The following is a 12,521-nucleotide window of genomic DNA, read 5'->3' as shown; positions in this document are numbered from 1 at the left end:
CGAAATGATATCAGTAACCCGTATAGATGAAAGGTGCCCAAAAATAAGGATGGGTCTGGTCCCCATATTTCCCTGCAATAAAATTGCGTTTCACTTCGGCCAAGGCAGTGGGTGTGGCCATGCTCTTGTTGAACATCCTGTCATAGAGTTCCACACTCAGAAACATGGTGCCCGAATCACTTACACTCCACAGGGAAGTCAACGTGCTACTTACCCCTGCATTGAAAAGGGCCTGATTAAGTCCCTTGATACCATCGCCCGGCGACTCAATGCCCAAGGCAGTCTGGCATGCACTGAGCATCACAAAATCTATGGGAAGGTTCAGTTTTTCCACTTCACCCACGACCAACATGCCATCTTCCCCGTTCACAGGTTCTGGCTTTACCGTCATAGCGAAGGCACTTAGGTCAAATACGTAGGGATGTACACTGGCATGACTTGAGAGATGAAGCGCCCTATACTTGCCCAGTTCATTGGCCTGGCTCATTCTTTTGAGTTCGTTCTCGGTCATCATGGCATCGAGCCTAGTATCCGTGAGCGGTACTTGTTTCTGGATCAGCACCACTTCATTTCTTCCGCCTTGCAAAAAGCTCATAGGCTCCTTGCCCTGGAAGGTGGCAAAGGCATAGTCCAAAGGCAATCCCTTTTCCAAATCTTCCCGCACACGGTATCGCAGTTTTTCGAGATCGCCGATAGAACTTAAAGGTGCCTTGGGCGTTGAATACAAATCATAAGTGGCACCTCCAAAAGCCAAAACATTTTTCTCAAACTTCTTTTTGGGCTGTTTTCTAAGGCTGTACAGCAAGGAAGCGCTTGGAATATAGCCCATTTCGAACCGCTCGGCCAGATAACGGCCCTGACCATCCAACAATGCATCGAAGGGTATGGTACCTGTCAATCCTTCCGGACTGATGGCAAGTTTGGTGATGCCCTGTAATTGATCCTCCAGTCCATTTATAAAGGTGATATAAAATCGGCGGAGCAGGTCCGGCATTTTCTCTTTTTGGTAGAACACGTATTGACCATCCACTACCGAGGCCTCCATGTGTTTACGAAGGTATTGGGTCATCAACTTGAATTCGCCTGGAGCAAACATACCGGGCTTTCTCACCTTGGTCCCATTTAAATAGTCTAGATCGGGCTGTCGGAATTCATTTTTGGCCATTTCCTTTTCCAATGTAATGAGTTCCTTGTCGTTGGACAACATATCCGCAAAGGCCCCGGCAGATCTATTGTATTTTATGGTGATATCATTCTTACGCACCAAACACATCAAATAGGTGCCTTCGTAGGTATTTCCTTTTGAAACATCGATGAAGGAAAGATAAGCCTCATTGGCTCCCAGGACGGCCTGAAGCTCCTTCAATGGCAGTTGTTTTATAATGCTTCTTTTATCGTTCAATAGGGAATAGGATCGGTTGGATTCTATAACGTCATAGATCTTATTGAACTGCTGGGTCTCATAATAAGTGGCGGCCAACATACCATTTATCCGTTGAAACTTATCTAGATAACCCCTTTGGGCCAAGGTTGACAATCCCTTCAGCACCTCGATTTCTTCTTCCTTGGCTTTTTCAAATAATTTGGCAGCTTCCGTGTAGTTTTTCAACTCCATCAACCGAATCCCATCGTTGTATGCGTTGCCCGTTAAGGCTACTTCTCCTTCACCAAGAATGTTTTCCGTGGTGGATAAGCCGTTCCTCACAAAGGAGGAATAGGGTTGATTTTCCATACCATGGATTTTTAGAAACACCTGGGCCTTTCTACGTATGGCCTTGCCTTTTTCCACATCTTTGTTAAAGGCATAGGCACGCATCAACACATAATAGGCCTCAGCAACGTACTCCGGCGATTTCAATTTGGGCAAAAGATTGATGTAGGCATCGGCAATGAGGGAAGCCTCGCCATATTTTTGTTGCTCGGTTAGGGCCATGACGGTATAGAAATAAGCTTTTGCCAAGACGGCTGTAGACGGTGCACTCCCCTTCAGTTCGTTCAAAATAAAACTACTGGAGGCCAATACACGATCCCATCGCTTAAGGGCGGCCTGTATCCGTGCCAATTTTAAATACGCCCTATACCTAGAGGGCAAGGAATAGTTTTTCTGGTCAAAAACTATTTTCTCTAAGTGAGGCTCCAGTTTTTGCCCAAAGAAAAAATTGACTTTTTCCGATAACTGGGCCAAATTAACCAATGCTTCGGTGTACAGTGCCCTAGTAATTAGGCCTTCTTCCACTGCTTTTTCCGAATTGACCCAATCGGCCAATATTTTTTCCGCGGTCGTATTCTGGGCAATGTTTTCATAAGTAGCCCCGAGACTGGAACCCAGATTTTCAAAAGTGGTTTTGGCCCGCGTTATGCTCCTATTGTTATAGTCCGATAGAAATCCGTTCGCCATTTTTACGGTTGCGGACAATTGCGGAAAATTGACCAAGGAGTTTACATAACCGCTCAATGCCCGATGATCCCTTTGCAATGTTGCCTGATCTTGCCCCACGGCCTGCATATTCTCCAAAAAGAGCTTTGCGTCATTTGGCCTGTTGGCAAATACCGCATATATAAACCCATAATACCCGGTTTCAGGGTTATAACTATCAAAGGCCATGGCCCATTGCGAAAACATCACCGCATCGTCGGGTCTATTATTACCATACAAGGCACTGGCCAACCATCCAAAGGTTTTAGCATTCTCTGGGTAAATTTCCAATAGTTCTCCTGCCGACAACAACCGAGCATTGTTATTCTTAACTCTAGCTGCGTCCAAGTAGGCAGCATAGCTGGAATGGGATGTTGGATCGTTGGGTGGAATGGCCATTTGTGACCAACAAAGGAGATGGGCGAAGACGAACGCCATGAATATAGAATTTCGCATAATGTGCTTTTTTAATATGACTACAAGTTATTGGAAGCCTAGAAAGACATAATTGGTTGGCCGTCCTTACAGATAGTGGCCTCATGGGTGTTGTTCTGGTTCTTTTTTAGGTATTGACCATTGCGGGCCCCATTTTGCATTTGCATAATTTCCTTGCTTCCATCAAAGTACCATATCATTTGTAAACCATTAACAATACCTCCGGAGAATTCCGAAAAAACGATTTTTTTCTCGGACATCAGAAACTGCATCGTCATGCCGTGCATATTCCCATTTTTCCAATCGCTATATACGGCATCGCTCCCATTCACTTTTACCCCTTTGCCGTTTTCGCAGTTGCCCATAACACATGGGGAAAGCCCAGTGGTGGGCAGGGGACTATTGCTCACATGTTTATCATTTTTGTAGTCTCTAAAGTCGTAACCGTTTTTATTCCTAATAACATGCAAACCTTCTTTTTTGTCATTAACAAACATGCCAAAGGCATACATATTGTCTTCGCTCTCATAACTAAAAAAACCCTCTTTTAATCCATTCTTATAAGCACCCCAATATTTACCAAAGTTACCAGTCTGATTGGCAATTCCATGTAGCAACCCATTGTCATAAAAACCGACTTGATAACCAATCTCCTTATTATTGGCATCCACAAGTGTTGCATATGCATATCCAGTGTTGCAGTCGCCTGTTATACATCTTGTGGCATCTTGGGCAGCTACTGAACCAAATATTAGTAATGTTAATAGAATAATCATCTTAATTTTATCCATGTCAATAGGTTGTTTTTAGGTTGTTGTGCAAACCTAGTCAGTAACCAAGGTTGGTTCAATAGGGCAATTGACTTATTTGCTGGGCCATAGATAAGATATTCTAATGCCAAGGGCTCTACGATACTCAAAAATACGTAGCAAACCAAAGGCCTGACGAAATGCTAATGTTACGCGGGCATTTTTGAAAACTTTAGGATGCCCATGTGATAACCATGGGTATTTTTATTTGCAACATTTTGATAATTAAGGACACACAATCCTACGGCTCCACTTTAAAAAACCACCTACGGGTAGTTTTTTCGTTTAGTTATTGCTTATTATTGTTCTTTGAAGGTATTAATTCATAAACATCCTTTTGTCGACATCGCTTCCCGGATTCAATGGCCGAAGCGCAGCTCGCTTTTTCGCCAGAATATATAATGTAACTTTTTCCGAGAACCCCACCGATTCAATTTCATCAATCGGAAAACTGGAAATAATAGTATCTTAGGAACAACAATAATCGAATATGTCGAACGTCAAATCTTGGATACGAACCCTTGTTGAGCTTTTGGAAGTCTTTTTTAACAGCTCGCAACAAAGCAAACGAGGCAGAACTTGGCACCAGCATGTGGTGCCCTATGAGGAAGGTTGGGCCGTGCGTCGCGAAGGCAACCAACGTATAACCAGTAAACATCGAAAACAGAGCAAGGCCATAAGCAAGGCCAAAAGTTTAGCCAAAAAATACAAGGCCGATGTCATTATTCATCGAGAGAGTGGCGGTATACGAGACCGGATAAGCTATGATGATTAAGAAATCAACTCATTCTAGGAAGCCTTTAGGGTTTCAAAAGAAAGACAATCGGGGTCGTACATAAAAGAAAATTTTTCCATACCCTTATTAAAATGTTTACAAAAAGCGGGTTGGCCATTTATATAAAATCATCAGCCAGTTCCCTGAAAATTTACATGATTTTTAAAATTCTTGACCCAAAATAACATATCCCCAATTCTCGAGTTTTTATTTGCCATGAGGTTGAATTAAAACGTTGACTTTGTCTCCGGAACATTGAATTTTGTTCGATTCTTATTCAAAAAACCCACCAATAAATCCTTATATTGGATTCCCATAACGGGATTTCTAAGGCAAAATATTGCCCTTACCCATTTTCAAACTTAATTGGGAACCTAAAACATAAGTACTATTGAAACCACTTTACAATTGCTATATCCTTCTCTTGGTCCTAATGGCTTCATGCCAACAAGGCAAAAATGAAAAATCAACAAAAGAACTGCCTAAAATTGCCATTGCAGGTCTGGGAATAGAAAGCAGTACCTTTTCGCCCGCCCTGACCCATGAAGAAGCTTTTCATGCCAAAGTAGGTGACTCTATTTTTGCCAAATACCCATTTCTTCAGATAGATTCTTTAAATAGGAATAGGGCACAATGGGTACCTACCTTGGTAGGGAAGTCATTGCCAGGCGGAACAGTAACCCGTGAGGCATACGAATCCCTAGTAACCAAAACCTTAAAATTATTAAAGGAAAATGGCCCCTATGACGGACTTTTTTTTGATATACACGGTGCCATGAGTGTGGTTGGATTGGACGACCCAGAGGGCGACTTCATAGAACGAATTAGGGACGTGATAGGAACCGAGGTGCTTATATCCACCTCTATGGACCTCCATGGAAACGTGTCCGAAAAATTGGCAAAACATACCGATTTGATAACCTGTTATAGAATGGCGCCCCACGAGGATGCCATCGAGTCCAAAAAAAGGGCGGTCACCAATCTTCTGGAACGACTTGAAAACGGCAAAGGCAAGCCTCAATACAAGGTCTGGATCCCTGTGCCCATATTATTACCAGGCGAGAAAACAAGTACCCGAATTGAACCGGGCAAAAGTTTATATGCAAAAGTTCCCGATGTAGCCAATGCAGAAGGTATTATTGACGCGGCCATTTGGATTGGATATGCCTGGGCAGATGAACCGCGCAACCATGCCGTAGTAATGGTTACCGGTGATGATAGGGAAAAAGTTGAAAAAGGTGCCGAAACATTGGCGCAAAGCTTTTGGGATGTGCGGAAACAATTCGAATTTGTTGCCCCAACTACAACATTGGAAGAAAGTTTAAAAATGGCACTGTCCAGCGAAAAACATCCATTTATGATCAGTGATATGGGAGACAACCCAACTGCTGGCGGTGCAGGAGACGTTACGTGGACATTGCAACAATTGTTGGCCAGGCCGGAATTTAAATCGGACAAAGGTCCTTCCTTGATTTATGCCTCTATTCCTGGGCCCGAATTTGTTGATAAAGCCCTTGAAATAGGTGTAGGTGGAAAAATTAAGGCCATGGCCGGTGCAGCCGTGGATGACCGATTTGCTGGTCCTTTGGAACTGGAAGGAACCATTGAAGCTATCAAGGCCGGTGATGTGAACGCGGAAGTGGAGGTCGTTGTTAAAATTGGAAGTATACAGGTAATCGTTACCAAAAAAAGAAAACCGTACCATTATTTAAGCGACTTTACCAATTTAGGATTGAATCCCAAAGAAACGGATATCATTGTTGTCAAGATAGGTTACTTGGTACCAGAACTTTACGATATGCGTGGCGATTGGGTGATGGCATTGACCCCGGGCGGTGTAGATCAAGACCTTAATAGATTGGGTTATAAACGTATTAAAAGACCCATGTTTCCATTGGACAGTACTATGGCCCAACCGGATTTGAAAGCCCATTTTATTCCGGCTTCCAATTCAACCGAATAATTATGGACAAGGTTATTTAAAAGGGCTATTACAGGTTACATTTAATATTCTCTACCGTTTATCACCTAAACATAGGATGTTCCTTTAGCTAAGAGTTTGTCCAAATTACTGCTAAAGCAAACGCAGCACAAAACCAATACAAGTGCAATGGGTATTGGTAAAACCCAGACCTATTTCCTTAAGACATTATTAACAATTAAGATTTTGTTAATACAGTAATACGGCTAAAAAAAGTATTTTAGGGAAAACCTAAATATAACCCTACCATTGCAGACTAAAAGCTCTTTCCCAAGATTAAAAACGCCATTCAAACCAATAGGTATTCAAAAGACCTTTGCATTTTGTTTTTTGATCTTCGTCTTGCTCTTCTATGGCTGCTCCCCCAAATTTTCAAATGTAGCGCTACCCATAGATGGCTTGGAGGAATTCTCTTATAGTGGCTCAAGTGTTTTGGAAGACAAATGGTGGACCGCCTTCAACGATGAACAACTTAATGTTCTTATCGATTCCGCATTACAGTCCAACCTTAATCTAGCGGCTACTTGGCACCAATTTTTGGCAGCAAAAGCCATTGTAGCACGTGAAGGCGCCGACAAATGGCCACAAATTGGAGCTAGCGCACAGTCTGCAATTAATTTACCGGAACCCGATTTTGTGGGCGGGGAAAATACACAATTGGGTCTGTCTGCCAATTACGAACTGGATTTATGGGGCAGGATACGAGCTTCGGTACAGGCAGAAAAATTGAGGTCGGAAGCTAGCCTTTATGATTACCGAACCGCCGCAATATCCCTTTCCGCAGAAATTGCAACAACTTGGTACCAACTAATTGCGGCTAAAAAACAACTGCAAATTACCTTGGACCAGATTTCTACCAATGAGGATATTATTAAACTTATAAGAACGAGGTTTGTGGGAGGTCAGATTAGGGCAGTGGATATTCTGAGACAAGCACAGTTATTGGAAAGTACCAAGGAGCAACAGATAATTTTTGAGACCAATGTAGCCCTTTTGGAAAATCAACTGGCAGTTCTTTTGGGCAAACAACCACAAAGTAATATTACTTTTGACACCAAGGATCTACCAACACTGCCAGATCTACCGGAGATTGGTATTCCCTTGGAACTCATTAGACGCAGACCGGACATACAACAATCCTACGCCATATTACTCGCTGCGGATAGGGATATGGCGTCTGCCGTGCGCAGTAAATACCCAAGAATATCGGTAAATGCCAGGGGGCAACTGCGTTCCAACAGCTTTCAAAATCTTTTTGACAATTGGGCCTATACCCTAGCCGGAAACATATTGGCCCCCCTTTTCTATGGCGGACAGCTAAGTGCTGAAGTGGACAGGACCCAGGCCGTTAAACAACAACGCCTTTTGGAATACGGACAGACCACTTTGGAAGCGTTTCAAGAAGTGGAAAATGGCCTTATACAGGAATTAAAGCAAAAACAAAGGGTAGAAAATATAGCCAGACAATTGGATTTGGCGCAAAAAAGCAACAGACAACTAAGGGTAGAGTTCCTCAATGGATTCAGCCCCTATCTGGATGTACTTATAGGTTTGGACGCCGAGCAACAACTCCGCAGGGATTATGTAGTGTCACAACGGCAACTAATTCTCATACGAATTGCATTGTACAAGGCATTGGCGGGTAGATTTGAAACGGATAGGGAAATAGACAATCAATAGAAATTTAACGATATGAGCAATAAAAAAATACTGTGGATATGTTTAGCTATTCTAATTGCAGGGATTGCTATTACCACCCTAATATTTTCTACGGAACCAGAGGCACAGACCGAAGGGGCAAGTATAGAAACGGCCATGTTGGTGGATGTGATTACCATAAAAGGAGGCTCCTTTGAACCTACCATAGCAGCTACTGGGACAGTGCAGCCCGTGGAGGATATTACCTTGAGTCCGTTGGTATCGGGTCAGATACTACATAGGGATCCTGCTTTTACTCCCGGAGGTTTTGTCAAAAAGAATCAACCTCTGTTACAGATAGACCCTTCGGATTATAAAAATACCTTAGAACTTAGAAAGAGCGAACTTCTGCAATCCAAAACTACTTTGGATACCGAAATGGGCCGACAGCAAATAGCGGAACAAGATTTAAAGCTTATAACCAACGATTCCCTTTTTAAAGACAATCCGTTGTCCGCAGAAGAACGACAATTGGTATTACGGCAACCCCAACTCAATGCGGTTAAGGCCACCATTGTGGGCGCGAAAGCTTCTGTGGATCAGGCACAATTAAACTTGGAAAGAACTACTATCCGCGCTCCCTTTGATGCACATATTCTTAGCCAGAACGTCACCACAGGTTCCCAAGTTGGCCCCGGGGACGATTTAGGCAGACTGGTTGGTACGGACTATTATTGGGTTACTGCAACCGTACCGGTCTCCAAACTTCAATGGCTGCGCTTCCCCGAAAATGATAAAGACAGGGGTTCTGCCGTACTTATAAAAAATTCTACGGCCTGGCCAGATGGGCAGTATCGTGAAGGGTTTCTGGACAAACAAATTGGAGCCTTGGACGGGCAGACCCGCCTAGCAAGAGTGTTGGTAAAAGTGGCCGATCCACTGGCTAAAAATAACGATATGGAAGGGAAGCCAATATTAATGATAGGCACCTTTGTTGAAGTGGAGATACAGGCCAATAAATTAGACGATATAGTACGGCTGAACAGGGATTATATTAGAAGTAACGAAACGGTTTGGGTAATGAAGGACGAGAAATTGGAAATTCGCGAGGTTGATATCTTACTTACGGATAATGAGTACGCCTATATTAGAGAAGGCTTGCAAGAAGGAGAACATGTAGTTATCACAGATCTAAGTACGGTTAGCAACGGAATTGGACTAAGAACAAGGGCTGAAGGCTCTGAAAAAGAACCGACGCAATAGTTAGACCATGGTAGAAAAGGAAAAGACAGAAAATAAAATTCCAAGGAAAGAAGGTGCCATTGCCTATATGGCCAAGAACTCCATTGCCACCAACCTACTAATGTTGGTTCTCCTCGGCGGTGGAATTTTTACCATGTTCAAAATACAAAAAGAAGTATTTCCAGAATTTCAGCTAGATTTTGTTGAAGTCTCGGTAGCTTACCCAGGTGCCTCCCCGGCAGAGGTTGAGCAAGGTATCCTGCAGCCCGTAGAGGAAGCCGTTAGGGCCGTACAGGGAATAAAGGAAATTGTTTCCGAAGCCAATGAGGGGTCGGGACAGATCCTTATTGAACTTGTTGCGGGGTCGGAACGAATGAAAGCCTTCCAAGATATTGATCAGGCCATTAATCGTATACGTACCTTTCCAGATGATATTGAACAACCAATTGTAAGTCTGCAATCCCGTCAACGGGATGTACTTCAAATTGGATTATACGGCAAGGCAGATATTTGGACCCTGCGCCAATTAGCAGAACGTCTACGCAATATCCTTCTCAGCAATCCCAAGATTACTCAGGTGGAACTGGGAAATGTCCCCGATTATGAAACCCGGATCGAGATACCCCGCCACAACCTACAAAAATACAACCTGACCCTAGGACATGTAGCGGACATTATTGAACAAAGTAGCAATGACGTACCTGCCGGAGCGGTACAAACCCAAAGCGGGGAAATATTACTGCGCATGCAGGAAAGAAAACAATGGGCCAAGGAATATGGAAATATCACTATAATCTCTTCCGACTCTGGGGCCAAGGTGACATTGGAGGATATTGCCACCATCACCGATGGTTTTGAGGAAACCGGATTTCACGGACAGTTCAATCAAGAAAACTATGTAGAACTACGTATTTTCCGAATTGGGAACCAGTCCCCTCTGGAGATTGCCGATGCCGTGGAAGGCATCATGGAAGATTTCCAGCTTCCTCCGGGAATCAAATATCGCACGGATAGCAATCGCGCCGCGGATTATAGGGAACGGCTATCGCTTCTAACAGAAAACGGAATTCTCGCCATTATCATTGTGCTGATTATACTTACCCTATTTTTGGAGTATCGCCTAGCCTTCTGGGTAATGATGGGTATGACGGTTTCCTTTGTGGGAGGAATGATATTCCTTCCCCTAATTGGTATCAGCGTAAACATGATTTCCATGTTCGGATTTTTGGTAGTCCTGGGAATTGTTGTGGATGATGCCATTGTAGTGGGAGAAAATGTGTACGAATACCGACAGAAGGGGTTAAGCCCCATCAAAGCCGCCATTGCGGGAACTAAAGATGTTTCCTTACCGGTAGTATTTAGCATTGTCACAACTATTATAGCTTTTGTACCCCTCTTATTTATGCCGGGTGAAACTGGGAAGTTTTGGCAACCCCTACCTGCAGTGGTTATCGTAATTTTAGGGGTTTCATTGTTGGAAGCACTATTTATTCTACCATCCCATTTGGCACATCTTAAAAAAGAAACCAATAAGAACAAATGGGTGAAAAAGCTTGAAGAATGGCAGCGTTCATTTGCCAATGGTTTTGACCGTTTTATAGAAAATCAATATCGACCATTGCTGGACAAGTGTTTACAATATCGATATATTACACTAACTGCCGCAGTTGTTCTATTACTCATCGTAGGAGGCTATGGTTATAGTGGACATATGGGAATGATTATGATGCCCGAAGTTGCAGCCGACGAAATAGAAGCCGGGGTTCGCCTACCAGTTGGTACCACTCCGGATCAGGCGGCCAAAGTAGCACATGCCATCACCAAATCTACCCAACGTATGTTTGATGAGCACAATCTTTATGAAGTAGCTGAAGGAATTAAAACAAATGTTCGTGGGCAGAATTTTATAGACGTTGAAATTGTGATGTTACCTCCGGACCAACGGGATATTACAGCCGCTGAAATCATTGCCCTATGGAGAGATAATATTGGGGATATTGAAGGGGTGGACCAAATTACCTTTGAGGCCGAAAGAGGTCCTGGAGGAGCAAGGCAGGCCATTAGCATAGACCTCAGCCATTCGGATATCAATGTGCTGGAAAAAGCCAGTGGCGCATTTGTAGAAAGGATGAAGGCATTTTCCAATACGCGTGATGTTACGGATAACTACAACAAGGGAAAAATGCAACTCGATTTTAAGATATTACCTCAAGGAAGAAGTCTTGGGCTTACTTCTGACGAGGTAGGCCGACAGGTGCGCGATGGTTTTTTTGGAGCTTTGGCAATGAGGCAGCTGCGGGGAATGAACGAAATTGAGGTACGGGTAAAACTGCCGATCGAAGAACGTAAGGACATCAAAAATTTGGAAGATTTCTTGATACGTACCCCCAGCGGATTGGAGGTCCCCTTAATGGACGTGGTGATGGTGGAACAAAGGGAAGCCTTTAGCAGTATCAATCGTAGGGATGGCCGTAGAATAGTCAATGTTGGTATGGACGTTGAACCGGCCAATGCCGTAACAAAGGTCATTAATATGGTTCAGGAAGAAACACTACCACAATTACGCGCAGATTTCCCCGGAATTACATGGACCTTTGAAGGGAGTCAAGCAGATATGCGGGAAAGTACCAACACCCTTAGGTCCGGTTTCGCAATTGCCATGGGTCTAATTTATGTATTGTTGGCCATAGCCTTTAACAATTATGCACAGCCCTTGATCGTCATGACCGCCATTCCATTTGGTATAGTAGGTGCCGTTATAGGTCATATCTTGCTTGGCTACGACCTCTCATTGGTAAGTTTAATGGGGGTCATAGCATTATCGGGAGTGGTAGTCAATGATTCCCTGATTATGATAGACTATGCCAATAAACGGCGTAAGGAAGGAAACCCCATTTACACTTCCATTCACGAAGCCGGCCTTAGAAGGTTTAGGCCCATTATGCTAACAACCATGACCACTTTTGGTGGTTTGGCCCCTATTATCCTTGAAACTTCAAGTCAGGCATATTATTTAATTCCTATGGCGATTTCCCTGGGATTTGGAATTGTATTTGCTACTGCGATCATCTTGGTCATTGTTCCTTGTTTATACCTAACGCTCGAGGATATACGGCTAATCATTGAAAAAGGCAGAACGGTAAGGCAAATGGACGTATCCAAGACCAAAGTACCGGAAAACAACGTACTGGCAGATAAATGAAACAGCCTCCTTTTGTTCGTCAT

At 43.4% G+C, this 12,521-nt stretch carries 7 protein-coding genes; 5 read left to right on the top strand and 2 right to left on the bottom strand.

Going from position 1 to position 12,521, the window contains the following annotated elements:
* Positions 1 to 10: 10 nt before the first annotated feature.
* The gene (locus B9Y87_RS01730) at positions 11 to 2,872 is read right to left on the bottom strand and encodes a CHAT domain-containing protein (protein WP_085495588.1); all 2,862 of its coding nucleotides are present in this window, start codon (positions 2,870 to 2,872) and stop codon (positions 11 to 13) included.
* Positions 2,873 to 2,910: 38 nt separating this feature from the next.
* Positions 2,911 to 3,642 carry a toxin-antitoxin system YwqK family antitoxin gene (locus tag B9Y87_RS01725; RefSeq protein ID WP_085495586.1) on the bottom strand — a complete coding sequence of 244 codons (732 nt, stop codon included), beginning with the start codon at positions 3,640 to 3,642 and terminating at the stop codon, positions 2,911 to 2,913.
* 508 nt (positions 3,643 to 4,150) lie between these two features.
* Here B9Y87_RS01725 and B9Y87_RS01720 point away from each other — a divergent pair.
* From B9Y87_RS01720 to B9Y87_RS01700, 5 genes are all read left to right on the top strand, one after another.
* Complete coding sequence (locus B9Y87_RS01720; protein ID WP_085495584.1) at positions 4,151 to 4,435, top strand: DUF2188 domain-containing protein; 285 nt, start codon at positions 4,151 to 4,153, stop codon at positions 4,433 to 4,435.
* 433 nt (positions 4,436 to 4,868) lie between these two features.
* Complete coding sequence (locus B9Y87_RS01715) at positions 4,869 to 6,398, top strand: M81 family metallopeptidase (protein WP_085495582.1); 1,530 nt, start codon at positions 4,869 to 4,871, stop codon at positions 6,396 to 6,398.
* A gap of 267 nt (positions 6,399 to 6,665) precedes the next feature.
* Entirely contained in the window at positions 6,666 to 8,096 is a 1,431-nt protein-coding gene (locus B9Y87_RS01710; RefSeq protein WP_245808619.1) for an efflux transporter outer membrane subunit, read from the top strand.
* 12 nt (positions 8,097 to 8,108) lie between these two features.
* On the top strand, positions 8,109 to 9,317 hold the full coding sequence (locus B9Y87_RS01705) for an efflux RND transporter periplasmic adaptor subunit (protein WP_085495577.1): 1,209 nt from the start codon (positions 8,109 to 8,111) through the stop codon (positions 9,315 to 9,317).
* A 7-nt stretch (positions 9,318 to 9,324) separates the two neighbouring features.
* Positions 9,325 to 12,498 carry an efflux RND transporter permease subunit gene (locus B9Y87_RS01700; protein WP_085495574.1) on the top strand — a complete coding sequence of 1,058 codons (3,174 nt, stop codon included), beginning with the start codon at positions 9,325 to 9,327 and terminating at the stop codon, positions 12,496 to 12,498.
* The last annotated feature ends 23 nt before the right edge of the window (positions 12,499 to 12,521 follow it).

The sequence above is a fragment of the Arenibacter troitsensis genome (assembly GCF_900177645.1).
Lineage (GTDB): Bacteria > Bacteroidota > Bacteroidia > Flavobacteriales > Flavobacteriaceae > Arenibacter > Arenibacter troitsensis.
The sequence above is the reverse complement of the archived record's forward strand: the minus strand, read 5'-3'. Positions and strand labels throughout refer to the sequence as shown.

Excerpts from the sequence above, each read along its gene's own strand:
- B9Y87_RS01725 (WP_085495586.1), bottom strand. The coding sequence starts at position 3,642 with ATGGATAAAATTAAGATGATTATTCTATTAACATTACTAATATTTGGT.
- B9Y87_RS01705 (WP_085495577.1), top strand. The coding sequence starts at position 8,109 with ATGAGCAATAAAAAAATACTGTGGATATGTTTAGCTATTCTAATTGCA.
- B9Y87_RS01700 (WP_085495574.1), top strand. The coding sequence starts at position 9,325 with ATGGTAGAAAAGGAAAAGACAGAAAATAAAATTCCAAGGAAAGAAGGT.
- B9Y87_RS01730 (WP_085495588.1), bottom strand. The coding sequence starts at position 2,872 with ATGCGAAATTCTATATTCATGGCGTTCGTCTTCGCCCATCTCCTTTGT.
- B9Y87_RS01720 (WP_085495584.1), top strand. The coding sequence starts at position 4,151 with ATGTCGAACGTCAAATCTTGGATACGAACCCTTGTTGAGCTTTTGGAA.
- B9Y87_RS01715 (WP_085495582.1), top strand. The coding sequence starts at position 4,869 with ATGGCTTCATGCCAACAAGGCAAAAATGAAAAATCAACAAAAGAACTG.